This window comes from Phenylobacterium sp., assembly GCF_030693625.1.
In the GTDB taxonomy this organism is placed as follows: Bacteria; Pseudomonadota; Alphaproteobacteria; order Caulobacterales; family Caulobacteraceae; genus Phenylobacterium; species Phenylobacterium ferrooxidans.
On sequence record NZ_JAUYAF010000022.1, the window covers coordinates 1 to 18217 of the forward strand.

Annotated in this window: 15 protein-coding genes and 1 pseudogene; 10 read left to right on the forward strand and 6 right to left on the reverse strand. The window is 65.0% G+C overall.

Annotation, left to right across the window (positions count from 1 at the left end):
- The coding region (locus Q8N10_RS04545) for a copper ion binding protein (protein ID WP_305663871.1) at nucleotides 1-1198 on the reverse strand (1198 nt) is incomplete at its 3' end.
- Nucleotides 1199-1453: 255 nt separating this feature from the next.
- Between Q8N10_RS04545 and Q8N10_RS04550 the strand changes: the two genes are divergently transcribed.
- The gene (locus Q8N10_RS04550; RefSeq protein ID WP_304782659.1) at nucleotides 1454-1651 is read left to right on the forward strand and encodes a heavy-metal-associated domain-containing protein; all 198 of its coding nucleotides are present in this window, start codon (nucleotides 1454-1456) and stop codon (nucleotides 1649-1651) included.
- A gap of 148 nt (nucleotides 1652-1799) precedes the next feature.
- Here the strand turns inward: Q8N10_RS04550 and Q8N10_RS04555 are convergent, their stop codons facing one another.
- Together Q8N10_RS04555 and Q8N10_RS04560 are read right to left on the reverse strand one after the other, a co-directional pair.
- Complete coding sequence (locus Q8N10_RS04555; RefSeq protein WP_370690258.1) at nucleotides 1800-2705, reverse strand: copper resistance protein B; 906 nt, start codon at nucleotides 2703-2705, stop codon at nucleotides 1800-1802.
- A 266-nt stretch (nucleotides 2706-2971) separates the two neighbouring features.
- Nucleotides 2972-4804, reverse strand: a complete 1833-nt coding sequence (locus Q8N10_RS04560; RefSeq protein ID WP_304782653.1) for a copper resistance system multicopper oxidase — start codon at nucleotides 4802-4804, stop codon at nucleotides 2972-2974.
- Nucleotides 4805-5205: 401 nt separating this feature from the next.
- On the opposite strand from Q8N10_RS04560, the gene Q8N10_RS04565 reads away from it, so the two are divergent.
- A complete protein-coding gene (locus tag Q8N10_RS04565) occupies nucleotides 5206-6435 on the forward strand; it encodes a hypothetical protein (protein WP_304782650.1) in 1230 nt (409 codons plus the stop codon).
- Nucleotides 6436-6661: 226 nt separating this feature from the next.
- Here the strand turns inward: Q8N10_RS04565 and Q8N10_RS04570 are convergent, their stop codons facing one another.
- On the reverse strand, nucleotides 6662-7795 hold the full coding sequence (locus tag Q8N10_RS04570) for an XRE family transcriptional regulator (protein WP_304782647.1): 1134 nt from the start codon (nucleotides 7793-7795) through the stop codon (nucleotides 6662-6664).
- Nucleotides 7796-7856: 61 nt separating this feature from the next.
- Here Q8N10_RS04570 and Q8N10_RS04575 point away from each other — a divergent pair, with 61 nt between their 5' ends.
- Genes Q8N10_RS04575 through Q8N10_RS04585 form a run of 3 tightly spaced genes read left to right on the forward strand, consistent with a single transcriptional unit; the run spans nucleotide 7857 to nucleotide 10665 of the window.
- Nucleotides 7857-9092: a nucleotidyltransferase gene (locus Q8N10_RS04575; protein ID WP_304782645.1), complete on the forward strand. Its 1236-nt coding sequence runs from the start codon at nucleotides 7857-7859 to the stop codon at nucleotides 9090-9092.
- Nucleotides 9089-9532: a hypothetical protein gene (locus Q8N10_RS04580; RefSeq protein WP_304782642.1), complete on the forward strand. Its 444-nt coding sequence runs from the start codon at nucleotides 9089-9091 to the stop codon at nucleotides 9530-9532. The genes Q8N10_RS04575 and Q8N10_RS04580 overlap by 4 nt, the downstream gene beginning before the upstream one ends.
- The gene (locus tag Q8N10_RS04585; protein WP_304782639.1) at nucleotides 9532-10665 is read left to right on the forward strand and encodes an SAVED domain-containing protein; all 1134 of its coding nucleotides are present in this window, start codon (nucleotides 9532-9534) and stop codon (nucleotides 10663-10665) included. Before Q8N10_RS04580 ends, Q8N10_RS04585 begins: the two co-directional genes overlap by 1 nt.
- 176 nt (nucleotides 10666-10841) lie before the next feature.
- On the opposite strand, the gene Q8N10_RS04590 is transcribed toward Q8N10_RS04585, so the two are convergent.
- On the reverse strand, nucleotides 10842-11720 hold the full coding sequence (locus Q8N10_RS04590) for a hypothetical protein (RefSeq protein WP_304782637.1): 879 nt from the start codon (nucleotides 11718-11720) through the stop codon (nucleotides 10842-10844).
- Between the two features lie 576 nt (nucleotides 11721-12296).
- Between Q8N10_RS04590 and Q8N10_RS04595 the strand changes: the two genes are divergently transcribed.
- Nucleotides 12297-13649 (forward strand): site-specific DNA-methyltransferase, encoded by a 1353-nt coding sequence (locus Q8N10_RS04595; RefSeq protein ID WP_304782632.1) that lies wholly within the window; start codon nucleotides 12297-12299, stop codon nucleotides 13647-13649.
- A gap of 250 nt (nucleotides 13650-13899) precedes the next feature.
- Here the strand turns inward: Q8N10_RS04595 and Q8N10_RS04600 are convergent.
- A pseudogene (locus Q8N10_RS04600) lies at nucleotides 13900-14832 on the reverse strand (IS1182 family transposase); the annotation flags it as partial.
- A 321-nt stretch (nucleotides 14833-15153) separates the two neighbouring features.
- Here Q8N10_RS04600 and Q8N10_RS04605 point away from each other — a divergent pair.
- The 4 genes from Q8N10_RS04605 to Q8N10_RS04620 all read left to right on the forward strand — a co-directional run bounded on the left by Q8N10_RS04605 (nucleotide 15154) and on the right by Q8N10_RS04620 (nucleotide 17675).
- Nucleotides 15154-15396: a hypothetical protein gene (locus Q8N10_RS04605; RefSeq protein ID WP_304782630.1), complete on the forward strand. Its 243-nt coding sequence runs from the start codon at nucleotides 15154-15156 to the stop codon at nucleotides 15394-15396.
- 295 nt (nucleotides 15397-15691) lie between these two features.
- Nucleotides 15692-16216 (forward strand): methanogen output domain 1-containing protein, encoded by a 525-nt coding sequence (locus tag Q8N10_RS04610; RefSeq protein WP_304782627.1) that lies wholly within the window; start codon nucleotides 15692-15694, stop codon nucleotides 16214-16216.
- Nucleotides 16213-17208: a sensor histidine kinase gene (locus tag Q8N10_RS04615; protein ID WP_304782624.1), complete on the forward strand. Its 996-nt coding sequence runs from the start codon at nucleotides 16213-16215 to the stop codon at nucleotides 17206-17208. The genes Q8N10_RS04610 and Q8N10_RS04615 overlap by 4 nt, the downstream gene beginning before the upstream one ends.
- The gene (locus Q8N10_RS04620; protein ID WP_304782620.1) at nucleotides 17208-17675 is read left to right on the forward strand and encodes a response regulator; all 468 of its coding nucleotides are present in this window, start codon (nucleotides 17208-17210) and stop codon (nucleotides 17673-17675) included. Before Q8N10_RS04615 ends, Q8N10_RS04620 begins: the two co-directional genes overlap by 1 nt.
- Nucleotides 17676-18217 lie beyond the last annotated feature (542 nt).

Consider the following 18217-nt stretch of genomic DNA (forward strand, 5'->3'; position numbering starts at 1 on the left):
CCGCCCCGACCTTGGTGGCGCGATAGGTGAAGCTGCCGGTCTTATTGATCGTGCCGCCGATCACCTCAGCCCCCGCCTCCTTCATGACCGGGATCGGTTCGCCGGAGATCATGGCTTCGTCGACGAACGACGAGCCGGACAACACCACGCCGTCGACGGGAACCTTGTCGCCCGGGCGCACCTGGATGACATCGCCGGCGGCGACGTCCTCGAGGGCCACGTCGACGAATTCGCCGTTGCGCTCCACCCGGGCCGACTTGGCCTGCAGGCCCATCAGCCGCTTGATCGCCTCGCTTGTGCGCCCCTTGGCCTTGGCCTCGAGGACGCGGCCCAGCAGGATCAGGGTGATGATCACCGCCGAGGCTTCGAAATAGACATTGGCCGTCCCGGACGGCAGCACCGCCGGCGAGAAGACGGCGACCACCGAATAGGCCCAGGCCGCCGTCGAGCCGAGCACCACCAGCGAGTTCATGTCGGGCGCCAGGCGCGCCAGGGCCGGCACGCCCTTCCTGTAGAAGCGCAGGCCCGGACCGAACTGCACGATCGTCGCCAGCACGAAGAAGGCGATGTAGAGCGGTTGCTGGCCCAGGGTCATCGTCAGCCAATGATGTAGCGCCGGGATCACGTGCGCCCCCATCTCGAGCACGAAGATCGGCAGGGTCAGCACCCCGGCGATTCCGAGGTCGCGCTTGAGGTGGGCCATCTCGCGGTCGCGGGCTTCCTCCCGGCTGTCGGTGGCCGCGGCGACGGCGCTGCGACGAGGCGCATAGCCCGCCTTGCGGATGGCCGCGTCGATGGCCGCCCGGGGCGCGTCGCCGGCCAGGGTCTCGATCGTGGCGCGCTCGGTGGCGAGGTTGACCGAGGCCTTGAGGACGCCGGGGACTGCAGCGATGGCGAGTTCGACCCGGCGCACGCACGACGCGCAGGTCATGCCCTCGATCTCGACGTCCGAGGTTTCGACGGGAACCTCATAGCCAGCCCCCTTGATCGCGGCGATCACCCCGGCGGCGTCGGGTCTGACACCGGCGTCGAAGGTGACGTCGGCGGCTTCGGTCGCGAGGTTCACGGTCGCGGCGGCCACGCCCGGCGCCTTGGCGATGGCGAGCTCGACACGGCGCACGCAGGACGCGCAGGTCATACCGGCGATCGGGAAGTGTTGTCTGACCGAGACGCTGGTCAGGTTGGAGGGAGCGTTCATCGAACTGGTCCTCTGAGTATCGTTCGACCCGAGGTCTAATGCTTCCAGTCACTGGAGGGTCAATGGGGTGTTTGAGATTTCTCGCCTCCGCTCCAAGTCCCTGCATTTACAGAGCAAAACCCGCTTCTCCGCAGCGCGGACGATCTCCGGCTGGCCGTCAAAATTTTCAGTGGAAACGGCGCTTGACCCTCCAGCGGATGGAAGCCCGACAGTGATCCCGCGGCGTCTTGCCGTCCTGCGAATGAGGAGTTTGAAATGCTGAACCTAAAGGTCCCGGACATGACTTGCGGCCATTGTGAGGGCGTTGTCACCCGAGCGGTGCATAGCGTCGATTCCAGCGCCACGCTCACCATCGATCTGCCGTCGCATATGGTGTCGATCATCACCTCGGCGGACCACAACGAGGTAATCCAGGCGATGGACGCGGCCGGCTATCCCGCAGAGCCGAACTAGGCCGCCCACGAGCAGGCAAGGGCGGCGCGAAGGGGTTGCACCCCGAGCGCCGCGCCTTGTCGCAAACGCCCGGCGCCCCTCGGAACGCCTTCGGGGCAGCCTCGCCTGATCACAGGGAGATTCCCATGGCGGGAAGGTCAGGGCGTGGTCAGAACCACGTCCGCACCCCGACCACGAAGCGGGTCGTCTCGACGTCATGCCCGGCATCGCGGACGAAGTCAGCGGACCGGCCAAAGGCGCGCTCGTAGGACACGCCGACGTAGGGCGCGAACTCGCGGCGCACCTCGTAACGCAGGCGCAGCTCGAACTCGCCCTTGGACAGACCCGAGCCAATCTCGCGCCGCGGAATGTCCTGCGCCGCGAATTCGAGTTCCGCGCGAGGCTGGAACACGAGGCGCTCGGTGAGCCGGAAATCGTAGCTGCCCTCGACGCGGCCGAGCAGATCACCCTTCTCGGACAGGAAGAGCGAGCCCTCGGCCTCGAACCAGTAGGGGAACAGCGCGTCAACGGCGACGACAGCATAGGCGCGGGAGCGGGGCTCCAGGTCGTAGCGAAGCCCGACCTGCAGGTCCGTGTAGCGGGCGACGGCGCGGGAATAGAGCACTTGCACTTCCGCGGCCTCGACGCCTTCGCCGGACTGACCCTCACCCTCGGTCTTGAACGCGACCCGGTTAAGGTCGCCGCCGTACCAGCCTTCGACTTCCCAGCGATAGCCGTTCCCGTCAGGCGCCCATTCAAGCAAGTCGGCCTGAATCTTGGAGACGCGCGAACCGCCGTGCTCGCCGGCGAGGACGGCGCGGGCGCGCTGCATCGGTCCGGCTCCGAAGACGGGGTCAGCCAGCGCGTCGGTGATCGCGGGCGGCGGCGGCGCCATGCCGACGGGAAGGTCCGCGCCGGTCTGAGCCTCGCGTGCGGGGTCCATCACATGCCCGGCGTGCGGGTCGGCCGGCGCTTCGGGCATGACGTGCCCGGCGTGCGGATCGGCCGGAGCCGGCGACGATGGCATATGATGGCCCGCATGCGGGTCGGCCGGAGCTGCCGGCTGCGTCGGCATCACATGTCCAGCATGCGGATCAGCAGGAGCCTGGGACGATGGCATGTGATGGCCCGCGTGCGGGTCGGCCGGGGCTGCAGGCTGCTTCGGCGTCACGTGTCCAGCATGCGGGTCCGCAGCGGGGGGCGGCGTCGGCGGCGGCGCTTGAGGCTTAGCCGGCGCGGCCGGTTTTGCGGGCATGACGTGACCGGCATGGGGATCGGCAGGTTGCGCAGCCGCCACGCTCCCAGAGCCGGCGAGCACGAGTGCGAGGAGAGACGACCGGATCATGCCGCGACTCCTTGCGCCGGTCGCACCTTGAACACTTGGAACATGCCGGCGTGCATGTGGTAGAGCATGTGGCAGTGGAAGGCCCAGTCGCCCGCCTCGGCGGTCATGTCGAAGGTCACCTTTCCGCCGGGCGCCACGTTGACAGTGTGCTTTCGGGGCATGTGTCCGACGGGACCATGCACCAGCTCGAAGAAGTGCCCATGCAGGTGAATCGGGTGCGTCATCATCGAGTCGTTGACCAGGGTGATGCGCACACGCTCACCTGACCGGAACGCGTAGGGTGGCGGGTCGTCACTGAACTTCCAGCCATCGAATCCCCACCAGAAGCGCTCCATGTTACCGGTCAGCCGGATCTCCAGGGCGCGCTCGGGCGGCCTGGTGTCGGGGTTCGGTTCCAGGGCGATCAGGTCTTTGTAGACCAAGACCCGGTGGCCAACGCTTTCGAGGCCAAGGCCGGGCTCGCCGGTGCGGTCCATCGGCATCGGCGAGATCATCTGCACGCCAGGACCTTTCTTGATCTGGGGCGCCTTCGACCAGTCGAGCATGTCCATCTTCATGCCGCCCATATCGCCCATGACATCGGAGCCGCGCTGGCGCGGCGGGGCCATGCCAGGCGGCGGCGTGGCCGCCATCGCCTGGTGATCCATCCCGGGCATCTTGGAGTGGTCCATTCCAGCCATGGCCCCGTGGCCGCCATGCGCCGACATGTCCATGCCCATATCTCTCATCGTCAGGATGGGCCGCTCGCGCAGGGGCGGGACCGCGGCGCTCATGCCGGCGCGCGGCGCCAGGGTGGCGCGCGCCATGCCGGATCGGTCGATGGATTCGGCGACCAGGGTGTAGGCGCGGTCTTCGGTTGGCCGCACGATGACGTCGTAGGTTTCAGCATTGCCGATCTGGAATTCGTCCACCTCGATCGGACGCACATTCTGGCCGTCCGCCGCCACGACCGTGAGCTTCAGGCCCGGAATGCGGACATTGAAGATCATCTGGGCCGCGGCGTTGACGAAGCGCAGCCGCACCCGCTCACCGGGACTGAAGAGCCCGGTCCAGTTGTCCTTGGGACCATGGCCATTGACCAGGAAGGTCTGCGCCGAGCCTGTGACGTCGGAGATGTCCGTCGGGTCCATGAGCATCTTCGCCCACTCGATCCGCTCGGCGAGCGTCTGGTCCTTGCCCGACAGCAGGCCGGCGATCGTCTGGCGCTGGTAGTTGAAGACCCCGGCCTGCTGCTTCAGACGCTTGAAGATCAGGTGCGGGTGCATCTCGCTGTGATCGGCGAGCACGATGACATGCTCGCGTTCGGCGACGACCGGATCGGGCCTGGCCGGCTCGATCACGATCGGCGCGTAGTGGCCCTCGGCTTCCTGGAGCGAGGAGTGGCTGTGATACCAATAGGTCCCCGACTGGATGACCGGGAACTCGTAGACGAACGTCTCCCCAGGCGGGATGCCGGGGAAGCTCACGCCGGGCACGCCATCCATCTGAAACGGGACGAGGAGGCCATGCCAGTGGATGGAGCTCTCCTCGTCCAAGGTGTTGGTCACAGAAATCCGCGCGCGCTGGCCTTCCCGTAGCCGCAGCAGCGGACCAGGGACGGTGCCGTTGATGGTCACCGCATGCTGCGACTTCCCGTCGATGGTGACCGGCGTGTGGCCGATTGTGAGTTTGATGTCCTCACCCGACAGGGTCGGCAGGGTGGAGACCAGCCCCGGAGAGGCGCTGAGCGCCCAACTGGGAAGAAGCGCGCCAATGGCCGCGCCACCGCCCAGCAGGGCGGCGCCACGCAAGAGCGAGCGGCGGTCGAAGTCTGGCAAGCGGCGGGGCATGAAGAGGTCCTACGTCCTGAACTTCAACGGGAATGGGGCTTCCCCCGGCAGGAAGGTCAAGCGGCTTCCACGGTGATAAACGCACTCAGGCGAAGAACGGACGCAGCGTCTCGCGCGCGGCGACGTTCAAAGACGCCCGCCCAACGAATTTGTGGCGAAGACGCGTGGCGGTGGGCGCAGTGCGCCGCCACCTATTCTCTGCTTTTCCCTGTTTTGATATTTTATCTTCCGCCGAATAGCGCGCCCCTGACGCTGCCGCGCCGCGCGCGCCCCGGAGAATGGCCCTTTCGTCATCGGATTGTACGGCGGGGCCGGTAAATTGGCGTTCCAAGAACAGGGAACCTTTCGTTGCAGAACAGGGATCCGTCGGCGGCAAAACAGGGACCTTTGTCATGACAGTGATGTCTCGCAAGGCCCTATTCGAAGCGGCCTGGAAAAGGCCTCTGACAGAGATCGCCGATGAACTGGGCATCACCTCGACCGGCCTGAAGAAGATCTGCGATCGCCACGATATCCCTACGCCCGGTCGCGGCTACTGGGCCCAAGTGCGTGCCGGAAAGTCATTCCCCCGTCCGGCGCTCCGCCCCGTTAAAGATCCGCGTTTGGAAGAGGTCGGGATCCTTGGAGCCCGAGCCTTGTCCCCCGCCGTCGCCGCGGCTGTCCAAGCCTCGCGCGCCTGGGTGGCGGAGGGGCGCAAGACTCCATCGAAGCTCCCGCTGGCGGCGGCGCCCCCTCCACCCGGCGCCACGCCCCCGGAGACCGTCGAGGCCAAAACCGCGTCGCTGGCCCACAAGGACCTGGCCGCGACCCGCCGGGCCTTGTCGCGCGCCCGTCCCGACGACGATGGATTCGTCTCCGTTTCCGGCGCGGGCATCGTCCCGATAAAGGCGGGGTTGGCATCGCACCCGTCGGCTATAACGTTCCTCACCGCCCTAGTAGCCGAGGCGGAGGCGCGCGGCTGGAGCCTGCAAGCCACGCCGAACCGAGTGCACCTGATGATCGCGGGCGAGCCGGTCGCGTTCCGCCTCGAAGAACAGCCGACGAAGATCCCTCACCTGCCGACCCCTAAGGAGGTTGCGCTCAAGAAAGACCGCGACCGCTGGGGCGGCGACAGCCAGACCTGGCGCACCTGGGATTTGAGCCCCTCGGGGCGCTTGGCTCTGATCATCGAAGAGAATGACTATTCGGGGCTGAGGCGAACCTACTCCCAGCGAAAGGGTCACTCCTTTGAGGAGTCTCTGGACGCCATCCTGATGGGCTTGGCGGCCCATGCGGCGCTCAAGGTCGAGCGGCGTCGCGAGGCCGAAGTTCGGGCGAAAGCTGCTGCGGAAGCTGAAGCCCGCCGACAGCGCCTTGAGGCGTTTAAGCATCGCGAGACTCGGAGGATGGCGTTCACACAGGCCGTTGACGATGCCCTCGCGGAGCGCGCCAAGTTGCGAACGGTTCTGGACCACCTCAAGGGCGACGCGGACGCAGCCGTCCATGGGCCAACCGGGATGGACGCCTGGCTGCGCCGGCGTCTACAGGCGCTCGATGCCCGGCTCAGTTTGAGTGCGTTGAAGATTTCGGCGCGCCATGCCGAGATCGGTTTCGAAGAACCTCCAACCGGCAAGGTCGGCTCGCGCTGGTAGCGTCCGCTCGCCGCAGGGTCGTCGCGCCCTGCACCTCGGTCGGCAGCAGTTCCTCGACCCGCAGGCCAAGCGCCAAGAGCTGATCACCGAGCGGTCCTGCCAGTTCGCGATGGAACAGCAGGTCAGGCACGGCGAAGTCGACCGTCAAGCGAAACACGGTCTCCAGCAACTCGCCTCGTTCCAGGTCTATAATGACCGAAGTGTCCGAGACGAGGACCGTCATGGATCACGCCACCTGTTCCAGACGCGCGTCGAGGTCACGCATCGAGATGCCGAGCATCTCGGCCGCGCGGCTTTCGCCGATCACATTCTCGGCCAGCGCTCGAAGACACAGTCGCTCGAAGCGCCTAGGCTCCTCTTCATCGGCTTGCATGACCGCTGGCTCCTTGAACGGCGGATCGCGCCAGCCGCGCCTTTTGAACTCTCTGTAGAGCTCGGAAAAGGCCTTGGCGTCGATGATGCCCAAGTCCTTGCACCGGAAGGCGATGGCCTGAACGCTGACACCAAAGCGCTCCTTGAGCGCCACCAGTTCGCCGATGCTGATCGATGAGCGATGGGCGCCGACTTCGGCCCGGACGACGTCGGCCGGCATGAGGAAGGCGCCAGCGAAGCGATGCGCCGCCTTTTCCTCATCAACACCGGCAGCCGGAGCCATGACCATGTGGCCGAGCTCATGGGCCAGCGTGAAGCGTTTGCGTTCAGCCCAGATGTGGCGTCGAACGACCACGACCCGGGCGGCGTCGCGCCCATGGCGGCGGACGCGCGCGGCCAGCCCGTCGATGTCGTCCAGATCCAGCGAAAGAACCTTGATGCCCCGCTCTTCGAGCAGTTCCGCGAGCTTGGGGATCGGGTCGTGGCCCAAACCCCACTCCTCGCGCACGGACCGGGCGGCGTCTTCGGCGTCGCGAATGTCACTGACAGGGTAAGGGGCGCTGCGCGGCTGCTCCCAATCGACGCTCTTCAACTGCAGAAGGTCCTCGATGGCTAGGTAGCGCTCTAGCATCTGGATCGTCAGCGCTTCGACCGTGGCTTCTTCCTTGGCCGACGTCTTCTTACGGAAGTCCACGCCCTCCAGCACTAAATCGTCGTCGCTGAGCAGGTAACTCTCGCCGACGCCCAGCGCCGAGGCGAGAGCCATCAGGGCGCGCGAGCCGGGCATGTCCTCATTGCGCTCATATTTGCCGATGGCCTGGGGCGTCACCACGCCCTCCATCCGGGCTGCGAGTTCGCGCAGCGACAGGCCAGCGGACGCGCGCGCCACCTTGAGTCTCCGTCCAATCATCGCCTGCTCCTCACGTCGGTTTACAAAACTTGCATTTAGGTGCATTTTTGTAAACCGATACCCCTTGAATTGGTTCAAGGGCTCCCCACGTCCTAGGCGAATAACGCTGTTTCGCCCCCTTTTGTAAACCGAGGATGCCATGGCCTGGCCGCTGCCCGAAGACCCCTTCGCCGATCCGCTTGACGCTGTCCTGGCTGAGATCGCCATTAACCTCCAGCTCCCGCCCGGTCTCCACGCCAAGGCGTTGGAACGCTATGAGGCTGTTCGGACCTACATCGAACGGCCGGGCAGTCCGCTGCACGATCGGGTGGCCTGCTTCTATCCGCAAGGCTCGATGCGGATCGACGCGACCATCTCCACCCGCGGGACGGACGACGAATACGACATCGACATTGTCGCCGAAATCACGGGCCGCGACGAGGGGCCTGATGCCCTGCTGGATGACCTCGAGACGGCGCTCGCGGGCTATCCGGTCGGCAAGATCGTGCGGCAGACCCGCTGCGTCACCCTCTACTATGCCGACGGGATGCACCTCGACGTGACGCCGGCGCGGCGGACGGCCTACAAAGAGAAGGAAGGTGTGATCGCTCACGCGAAGAGGGGTTCCGGGGCCGCGCCCGGCCGCTATATGCCAATGAATGCCTTCGCGTTCGGCGACTGGTACTGCGCCCGCACGCCGACCGAAGAGCGCTTCGCCAAGGCGCTGAATGAGCGGCTCTATGCCCAGGCCGGCATGGTGTTCGCCGAAGCGGACGTCCACGACGTCCCCGATCAGACGCCGCTGATTATCAAGAGCGTGACGACGGTGGCCCTGCAGCTGCTCAAGCGTCAACGCAACATCGCGTATGCCGACGAGACTGGCCGCGTGCCGCCGTCGATTGTGTTGTCCTGCCACGCGGGCCACGCCGCCCAGCCGGGCATGGGCCTGGCTGACATGGTCATTCGCCAAGCGCGCTGGACAGCGCGAGCGATCGATGAGGCCGCGCGCCAGGGCCGACTGCTGTCGGTGCCGAACCCCGAGTATTCCGCTGAATTGTTCACCGATCGCTGGCCTGAGAACCAAACCCAACAACAAGGCTATGCCCGGCATCTCCACGCCCTGGCGAACGGACTGGAGTCGGCCCAGCGCGGCAACGTGCAGCTCGAAGACTTGCAGGCCTGGCTGCGGGTCCAATTCGGTGAGCGGGTCGTGACCCGGTCGGTCAAGGCGTTCAACGACCGCCTCGGCCGCCAGGTGAAGGCCGGCCAGCACGGCTATACCCCGAAGGGCGGGCTCTTCACCCCGGCGAAGCCGGCCATCATCGGCGCGCTGGCCAGTCTGGCGCCGGTCGCCGCCCGGGCCCACACCAACATGGGCGAGCGCCGCTTCTCGTGAGCTTGTCGATCGACCAGCAAATCGAGGCCATGTCGCGGCTGTGGCCGGCGTTCAAGCTTGTCCGCCGCGAAGGCTCGGCGGCGTTGTGGCAGGGGACAGTTCGGCCCCTCCTGCAGACCTACCGCGTCGGCATCTTCTACCGGGCGCCCCTTATGGTCGAGCGCTTCAGCGTCCGCGTGGTGCAGCCCCAGGTCGAGATCCTCGCCCCGGCTTTGCGGCCGCGCCGCGGCGACGCCGAAGGGATGCTGCCCCACGTCTACTACGGGACGGACGGCGAGGTGACGCTGTGCATGCTCGATCCGGACTCGGATGAATGGTCGCCGTCCGACCTGCTGGCCGAGACGACCGTGCCGTGGATCACCGACTGGCTAGTCGCCTACGAAGGCTGGCGGGCGACCGGCGAATGGACCGGTACCGGCCGGCACGTGGAGCGCGCCTGATGGCCAAGACGACGATACCTCAGAAGGTCCAGTCGGCGCTGTGGGCGCGCTCCGGCGGTCGCTGCCAATACAGGGGCTGCAATGAGGACCAGGTCGGCGACCTGATTTCTGGGCGCGAAGACGCGACCTTTGGCTTCATCGCCCACATTGTCGGCGACAGTGTCGACGGGCCGCGCGGCGACGCCGAGCGCTCGCCGCTTCTGGCCCGTTCGCTCGACAACCTGATGCTGATGTGCGCCCGCCACCACAAGCTCATCGACGTGGTGGACGTGGCCGGCCACCCGGAAGCAGTTCTGCTGGCGATGAAGGCCGAGCATGAGAGCCGCATCCAGGTCGTGACAGCAATCGACGAGGATCGCGCGTCTCACGTCATCCGCTTCGGCGCCAACATCGGAGAGAACGAGGCCCTAGTCTCGACCAAGGCCATCTTTTCGGCCATGCCGCCGCACCACCATCCCGCCAGCGGCCAAACCATCGATCTCGAGCTCGTGGGCTGCGCCTACAAGGACGACGAACCGGCCTACTGGGTGTTCCAGCGTGACAATCTGTGCCGACAGTTCGAGGCCAAGGTCCGCGGGCGGGTAGAGCGGCAAGAGGTCCGCCACCTCAGCGTTTTCGCGCTCGCGCCGCAGCCTTTGCTGATCGAGCTTGGTCGCCTGCTCTGCGACATCGTTCCGGCTACGGTGCGGCAGCGCCATCGCGAACCGGCGACCTGGGCCTGGCAACATGAACAGCCGCCGATTGCTTTCACCGTGTCGGACGCCACGGCGGGCACCGGCCGGCCTGTCGCTCTGAAGCTGGGGATCAGCGCGACGGTCACCGACGAGCGCATCACCCAAGTCCTTGGGGAAGAGGCGGCGATCTGGTCAGTGACGGCTGCCAATCCGCACAATGACATCCTGCGCCGGCCCGAGGACCAAGCCGCCTTCCGCCAGCTGATGCGGTCTCTGTTTGATCGCATCAAGGCCACGCACGGAGAAGGAACCGTCATACATGTCTTTCCCGCCATGCCAGCGTCGCTGGCAGTCGAGCTTGGCCGCGTGTGGATGCCCAAGTCGGACCTGTCCATGACGATTTATGACAACAACCGCATGGCTGGGTTTTTGCCGACGATCACCATCGGAGAAGTGTGAACCTTCGGTCTCTTAGGGCTGGCTGTGTGTGCTTGTTGGCCGGCTCTGAAGGTCCGCTGATGGCTCGAATGCGACTTTCAAAAAGGGCCGCGTCGGCATCCCAACGCATCCAGACGCCCCACGCTGGCGCGTCAGTAGCGAAGGGCGATGGACGGTTGGATTTTGGGGGGCGGCTCTCAAAGCTGGTGGTAATAGTTTGCGATCGCCCATGCATAGTCAGCTCCCAGGGCATGGCTCGTCATCGCGCCAATATGATCTCGAAATAAGCCCGCTGCTCTGCCGGCCACGTGCCAGCTGCTGGCCTTCGGGTTCGCCTGTGCCCAGAGATGATACTGGAAGAGGATCTCGTGACCGCCAATCAGCGGGCCGAAGACCGGTTTGTCGACGGCCGCGATAAAGGCGGAGACCGTCCTGATAGCCGCTTCACAGTCCTGGCGTGTTAAAGCGATGTGGTTAATCGGTTCCCACTGCGCCTGGCGCGTCGGGCCATCTAGTCCAAACTCGTGTGCGATCTCGTTGCGGGTGTTTTGGAGCTTCTGCAGCGCGGGCTCCAACGTGACGGCTTGAACGGGCAGTGGTCCAAAGACACTGGCGAGTTCGGCGAGCCGCTTCGACCATAGTCCCTTGGTGAAGGTCGCGACCCTTTCCTTGACCTTCCGGTTCCATCCCGCGGGCGGGGCTCGCTTGCCCATGAGGAAGAGATAGCCATCCTTCCCGATCATGGTTGGTTCGATCAGTTCAGGGTGGGCCGCAAGCGCGCTCCGGGCGGCGGAGGTGATGTAAACCTCGAGAAGGGAAGCCGCCGAGACAAGGATGTACTGCCGGGTCCAGATCTGGTGCTCCGCGACGGCTGATCGCCAGTCAGCATCCGAGGTGTAGATGCCGTGGAGATGCGGCGCCGGGGACGGGAACTTGATGTCTACGAAGCCTGACGCGAGATGGTCGTAGCCACGCTCGCCAACCCAAAAGACGTGATTGAAGCGCGTCAGGTTCTGCCGCGCCATTTGACGGGCGAGGGTCGTGCCAAAGGGAAGCCGGGTTACGGTGAGAGTCATTAGGCTACAGTGCTGGTGTGATTGGATGTACCGCAAGCCGTAGCGAAGGTTTCAGGCCGGTGATCCGACCGAGGAAGCTGAATCCAGGCTGCTCAGCAGGTCGAGTTGGTCATGACGGAGGGATGCCTCGGGTGAAGGCTGCACCATCGACTCGTGCTGCCGTCTCCGGTGATCGTGCGGTCATAGCAGGGGCACTCGACTATCCGCTCGTCGGTTCGATCCCAGCGCCCCTCATGGCGCGTTGCCGACTATGCCGTGGCGCACTGACCTGGCCGACTTCGCATAACGCCCCATACGCGCAGACCTGAGCTGCCGGCTTGTCCGTCGTCGGACGTTGTCCGATCGACTGACATTGAGACTGACTTACTTGGATTTCACGCTGACATTCATGATGACTTGAGTAAGTCTCCTGGCTTACACAGTCGATCTTCGCATGTTCTGCGATTTTTTTTCGCACATATCCCTAAGGATGCTTGACGCGAATCGCGCATCCACTCACATCTGATCTCGAACTTCGAACCGGGCAAAACATAGCGGCGTGTTCAGCCGTCCAACATCCCACGAAAGGGGAATGTTATGCCTGACTTGTTCGAGCGCTCGGTAGAGCGCGTGCCTATCGCTGACCTGGCGCCGGCCAAGCGCAACGCGCGGACCCACTCCGAAGCGCAGGTCAAACAGATCGCGGCGTCTATGGAGAGGTTCGGGGTGACAAACCCCGCGCTTATCGATGACCACAACCGGATCATCGCCGGCCACGGACGGGTCGCCGCCGCCAAGACGCTTGGCCATGCCGACTTCCCGTGCCTGCGGCTCAGCCACCTCTCAGAGGCTGAGAAACGGGCCTACGTTCTAGCTGACAACAAGCTGGCGTTGAACGCCGGCTGGGATAAGGACCTGCTGGCTATCGACCTGCGTGAGCTGGCTGAGCTGCAGTTCGACGTCAGCCTCACAGGCTTCTCACTTCCCGAAATCGACATCATCCTGACCGAGGCCGATGACGCCGCGCCCAACGGCGACGATCCGAGTGAAGATCCGCCCCCCTCCCCCGCAGTCGCAGGCCCGGCCGTAACCCGTCCGGGAGACCTGTGGGTGCTCGGCAGGCATCGGCTGCTCTGCGGCGACGCCAAGGACAGCGCCGCCATCGCGCTCCTGATGGATGGCGGCCAGGCCGATATGCTGTTCACCGACCCACCCTACAATGTGCCGATCGACGGCCATGTCTCGGGCCTAGGCCAGGTGCGGCATCGGGAATTTGCAGAGGGGGTCGGAGAGATGACCGCCTCTCAGTTCACGGCCTTTCTGCAAGAGACTCTCGGCGCCGCGGCCTTGGTCTGTCGGGACGGCGCCATCGCCTTCGTCTGCATGGACTGGCGTCATCTGCAGGAGCTCCTCACCGCAGGCCATGCGGTGTTTTCCGAGCTGAAGAACCTGTGCGTCTGGAACAAGACCAATGCCGGCATGGGCACCTTCTATCGGTCGCAGCATGAGTTGGTGCTGGTCTGGAAGTGTGGCGCCGTGCCTCACACCAACAACTTCGGCCTGGGCGACAAGGGGCGCTATCGCACCAACGTTTGGACCTACGCCGGCGCCAACGCCTTCAAGGCGGAGCGTCTCGAAGAGCTGAAGCTGCATCCGACGGTGAAGCCGGTGGCGCTGGTCGCCGACGCAATCCGCGACGTCACCAACCGCGGTCAGGTCGTGTTGGATGTGTTCGGCGGGTCAGGCACGACCCTGATCGCAGCCCAGAAGACCGGCCGCTCTGCCCGGCTCATCGAGCTCGATCCGATCTATTGCGACGTCATCATCAGGCGTTGGCAAAAGCTGAGCGGCAAGAGCGCGGCGCTTGAGGGCGACGGGCGGACGTTCGAAGCGATCGCCGAAAGCCGGAACGACACGTGGACCAACGCCAGCACGGGGTGGGCGGCATGACCGACAAACCAAAGAAGCCGAAGAGCTACGAAGTGGGTTACGGCAAACCTCCTAAGGCCAGCCAATTCAAGGAGAGGGTTTCAGGAAATCCAAAAGGCCGGCCTCGGAAACCTAGGCGCATGTTTGCGCCGCGGCAGGTGCGCCGGGACATCCTGAGCGTCACCGAGTCGCCGACCATCCTCCAGACTGCGGACGGGGAATTGGAGGTCCCGACCGTCGTCGCGGTGCTCCTCGTCGCCCGCAAAAAGGCCTCGCACGCCAGCACCTGCTCACCGTTGAAGTAGCCGCGATCCGCCAGGGCGGTGAGTTCCTCACACCCTGTCGCCGCCTGCGCTTTCAGGGCGATGGGCTCCAGTTGGGTTCGATCGTGACCCACGTTCGTCACCTCATGCGCCACGATCAGATGATGCTCGGCGTCGACCGCGGTCTGCACGTTGTAGCCGACCATGCCCGTACCCCGACCGCTGGTCGCCATGGAGCGCGCATCGGGATCGGTCAGTGAGACTTGCTTGTCCGGCTCGGCCTGGACCTTCTGCTGCATCGCCTTCAGCGCCTGCATCTGTCGGCGCAGGCCAGCGATCTTGTCCTGGATGCGGACGGTCTTGGCTTCGGCGACGTCGCTGTCTTCACGGTCGGCCCGGTCTAGCGCCGCCAGGTAGCGCACGATGCTGGCGTCGACCTGCTCAATACGCTTGGCGACCTTGGTCACGGTGAAGTTCTTGTCGCGATTGTTCACCGCCTTGAACTTGCTGCCGTCGATCGCGACGACCGCCCGCGTGAACAGGTCCAGATGCCGGCACAGGACCACGAACTGCGCACATACCGCGCGGATCGCCGGCCCGTTGTCGCGGCGAAAACTGGCGATGGTCTTGAAGTCCGGCGCCAGGCGCCCGGTCAGCCACATCAGCTCGATGTTGCGCTGGGCTTCGCGTTCCAGCCGGCGGCTCGACTGCACGCGGTTGAGATATCCGTAGAGATAGATCTTCAGCAGGGTCGAGGGGTGATAGGCGGGCCGACCCGTAACCGCAGGCCGAACGCCTTCAAAGCCAAGCGCTCCGAGATCAAGCTCATCAATAAAGACTTCGACCACCCGGACCGGATTGTCCTCGGTCACGTAGTCGTCCAGCGACTCCGGCAACAACAAGGTCTGCCGCCTGTCTTCCCCTTCGACAAAGCGCTTCATCGACGGCCCCAAGGCTGCTGCGTCGATGCTCGATTCTAAGCTGCTTCGCTGTTTTTACACAGCCTGGACCCTGAGCGGACATTGCCCATCGCTGGCCATGGTGCCTCCGATCTCGGTTAGAATTGCCTCGACCCAACGGGAGGTGAAGATGAACCGCAGATAACAGGGTCATGGCTAAGCCTTTGAAACCTGCGGAAAAATGTCGCAACCGAGCGTCCCTTGTTGTGGGAAATCTGCTCGCCTCCTACGCTAATTCTCGAAACTGGCTTTCATCTGGGGATGTCGGTTAATGGCCAAGCTAAGAAAACGGAGAAACCGCCTATGAAGATGCTTGCAGTCGGCATTCTGGCCCTGAGTTTCGCCGCTTTTGCCGCATCCGCCTCGGCCGCGCCGCAATGTCCCACGGGCACCCACTGGTATGAGGCCGGCAAGGCCTGCGTCGCCAACGGCGGGCATCCCAGTCCACGCAGCGACGCCCGCACAGCCTGCCCGGCCGGCACCCACTGGTATGAGGCCGGCAAGGCCTGCGTCGCCAACGGCGGGCATCCCAGTCCACGCAGCTAGGATCTCGACCGCGGTATCCATCCAGGGCGCGCTCGGCCGGGAGCTGGCGGCCTCTAGCGTGGCAAGGCGTAATCTGAGGGTCACGATCACCCCTCTAACACCGCGATGCGTTCAGCCAGGTCGGCGGCCTGATAGGCTTTAGGGCGCTTTCCAGACAGAGGCTGACCATGCTTTTGGCGGTCGACGCGACGGGCGTTTAGCTGACAGAGCCGTCCTCCCGAAAGCCCGGGGGCGGCTGGCGCGTTTGATGCGGATGGCCTAACGTTTCCGCCGTGGAGCACGGGGAAGTCATATCATGAGTGAAGCGCGGCAGGCCGAGATTTCGCTCGACCGGGATAACTTCTTGCGCGCCCTGGTGCGCGAACTGTCCGGTTCGCTGCAGGACGTCGTCGGGCTCGAGGACGCCTCGGGCTACATCAGCGTCGTCGGCGGTGCCATCGGGTCACAGCTGGATACGACCTACCGCCAGGCCCTCGGCGTTGAACAACTCGACCGCCAGCAGATCGCCGAGGTGCTGGTGGATCTGAAACAGCGCATCCAAGGCGACTTCTACGTCCATGAGGAGCGCGAGGACCGCATCGTGTTCGCCAGCCGCAGTTGCCCGTTCGGCGAGTACGTGGTCGGGCGGCCCTCGCTATGCATGATGACCTCGAACGTGTTCGGCCGCATCGCCGCCAACAACAACGGCTACGCCGGCGTCGACATCCAGCGCGCCATCGCCCGCGGCGACAGCGGCTGCCTCGTCACCGTCCATCTCAAGCCTTCCGACGACAACCGGGGCCAGGAGTATTTCCGCCAGACAGCGGTGAAGGACTCTTGAGGGCTTCACTGCTCGGCCTGCTGCGCGGCCCAGCGTTCATCGTCGACGCGCTCGGCGTGGTCCGAGCCGCCAACGCAGCTGGTCGAGGGCTTGCCGTCGATTGTCCGGAGGGCGAAGGCCTCATCCGGAATGAGGAGCTCGCCGACTGGCTGGCCCAGGTCGCCGGAACATCGCACGCCCTGCCCGGGCGGGTCGAAGTCCGGAAGGGAGATTTCATCGAGCGGATGGCGGCGCGCGCCGTTGTTGCCGAGCGCGAGCCCGAACTGCTGTTCGCCATCGAGCTGGTCAGTTCCGAGGACAACCGCTTCGCCGTGCTGACGGCCAAGATCGCCGAGCTGAATGAGGAGGTCCGGGCCCGCCAATCCGCACACGCCCGGGCGGAGGAGGTGGCGCGGGTCAATCTGCTGCTGTTTCGAGAGCTCCAGCACCGGGTCAAGAACCAACTGCAGATGGTGCTGGCCATCTTCTCGGCCACGCGACGCGAATTAGTCGACCCAGCGCAACGCGACATCATCCTCAAGCTGGAGGCGAAGCTGCAGGCGATCTTCGAGGTCCAGCGCGCCACGTACTACGACGGCGACGTCGGCACGCTAAGCGCCGAAGGCCTCTTGGGCGGGCTCGTCACCGCCCTTCGGCCCATGTTACCGGCGGGCACGGCGCTTGAGTGCGATACCGACACCGGCTTGATCAGTCATGACCAGTCATATCCCCTGGCCCTGATCATCAATGAGCTGATCGCCAATAGCATCAAGCATGGCCGGCGTGGCGACTCGGGCCGAATTCGCGCATCCCTCCACGCTGCGGGATCAGAAATCGTGCTGGCAGTCTCGGACAATGGCCCCGGTTTCCAGCCAGGCCCCCCTCACTCGCGCTCTTCGGGGCTCGGGCTCGTCCGGGGGCTGTGCCGGCAGATCGGCGGCAAGCTGGAGATCGATAGCGCCGACGGCACCCACATTACCATCGGCGTGCCCCACAAAGCGGGCGAGAGCTGATGATCAATCAGCCATGGTTGGCAACCACCGGGCCGAAGCCGCCGCCGCCGCCCCCATCAGCCGCAGCGATAGCCTCGGGTGCGACCGCAGCCTCCGCCGGCCCGGTGGTGCTGATTGTCGAGGACAACTGGCTAGTTTCACTGGAGCTGGAGGCCGCCTTCGTCGATGCCGGCTATCGCGTTTGCGCCATCGCCGTCTCGGCCGACGAGGCCCTAGACGCCTGCGAGACGCTGAAGCCGGATCTGATCCTGATGGACATCCGCCTGCTGGGCAACCGCGACGGCGTCGATGCGGCGATCGAGGCCCGACGGCGCTTCAATATTCCGACCGTCTTCCTGTCCGCTCACGACGACGCGCACATCCGGGAGCGCGCCGCCGACGCCAGACCCCTGGCCTGGCTCAGCAAGCCGATGACCCCCGACCACGTCATCGCCTGCCTCCAAAGCCTGCTCGCCCCGCGCCAGTGAGCCCCACGCACGAAAACGCCCCCGAGGTTTCTCTCCACGGCGTTCGGGCGCTGCAGTCAGCCGACCAACCGTCGGTCAGGTGTTGTCAGCCCAACTGATTGAAGGCCAGCTTCGCCCCCAGCACCTCACTAAGTGGCGGCTGCCGCCATAGTATTCAGTCGGAAATACAGACTGCGGAACTACCAGGAGACTTCCGCAGGTCATACGTTGGGCCTGAAGGCCAAGTTTATTGGGCGCATGGAGTTTGGTTTGACAGCACCCGCATAACTCACGACTTTGTCCGCCGCCCCCGCTCGAGTCTGGCATACTGCGGTTTTTAACGGTTACGTGTCCGTCCGGGCAAGCGCCACTACACCACTGTCGGCGGCTCCTCCTACCGAGGGGCGAACGTCCGCTAGCCCCGGTGGGCTCAACCGGTGACCGCAACACGCTAACTTTCCTTGGGAGATGGAGCGTGGTCGATGAAGCAGCGAAAGAGGATCTACTACTCGGCGGCCCAGCGGGCTGAGATCTGGGATCGCTGGAAGGCCGGCGAGTCTATG

What these genes read in the sequence shown, in the direction of transcription:
- Q8N10_RS04610 (WP_304782627.1), top strand. Translation starts at nt 15,692, where the DNA reads ATGAGTGAAGCGCGGCAGGCCGAGATTTCGCTCGACCGGGATAACTTC.
- Q8N10_RS04620 (WP_304782620.1), top strand. Translation starts at nt 17,208, where the DNA reads ATGATCAATCAGCCATGGTTGGCAACCACCGGGCCGAAGCCGCCGCCG.
- Q8N10_RS04585 (WP_304782639.1), top strand. Translation starts at nt 9,532, where the DNA reads ATGGCCAAGACGACGATACCTCAGAAGGTCCAGTCGGCGCTGTGGGCG.
- Q8N10_RS04575 (WP_304782645.1), top strand. Translation starts at nt 7,857, where the DNA reads ATGGCCTGGCCGCTGCCCGAAGACCCCTTCGCCGATCCGCTTGACGCT.
- Q8N10_RS04565 (WP_304782650.1), top strand. Translation starts at nt 5,206, where the DNA reads ATGTCTCGCAAGGCCCTATTCGAAGCGGCCTGGAAAAGGCCTCTGACA.
- Q8N10_RS04555 (WP_370690258.1), bottom strand. Translation starts at nt 2,705, where the DNA reads ATGCCGACGCAGCCGGCAGCTCCGGCCGACCCGCATGCGGGCCATCAT.
- Q8N10_RS04595 (WP_304782632.1), top strand. Translation starts at nt 12,297, where the DNA reads ATGCCTGACTTGTTCGAGCGCTCGGTAGAGCGCGTGCCTATCGCTGAC.
- Q8N10_RS04590 (WP_304782637.1), bottom strand. Translation starts at nt 11,720, where the DNA reads ATGACTCTCACCGTAACCCGGCTTCCCTTTGGCACGACCCTCGCCCGT.
- Q8N10_RS04550 (WP_304782659.1), top strand. Translation starts at nt 1,454, where the DNA reads ATGCTGAACCTAAAGGTCCCGGACATGACTTGCGGCCATTGTGAGGGC.
- Q8N10_RS04605 (WP_304782630.1), top strand. Translation starts at nt 15,154, where the DNA reads ATGAAGATGCTTGCAGTCGGCATTCTGGCCCTGAGTTTCGCCGCTTTT.
- Q8N10_RS04560 (WP_304782653.1), bottom strand. Translation starts at nt 4,804, where the DNA reads ATGCCCCGCCGCTTGCCAGACTTCGACCGCCGCTCGCTCTTGCGTGGC.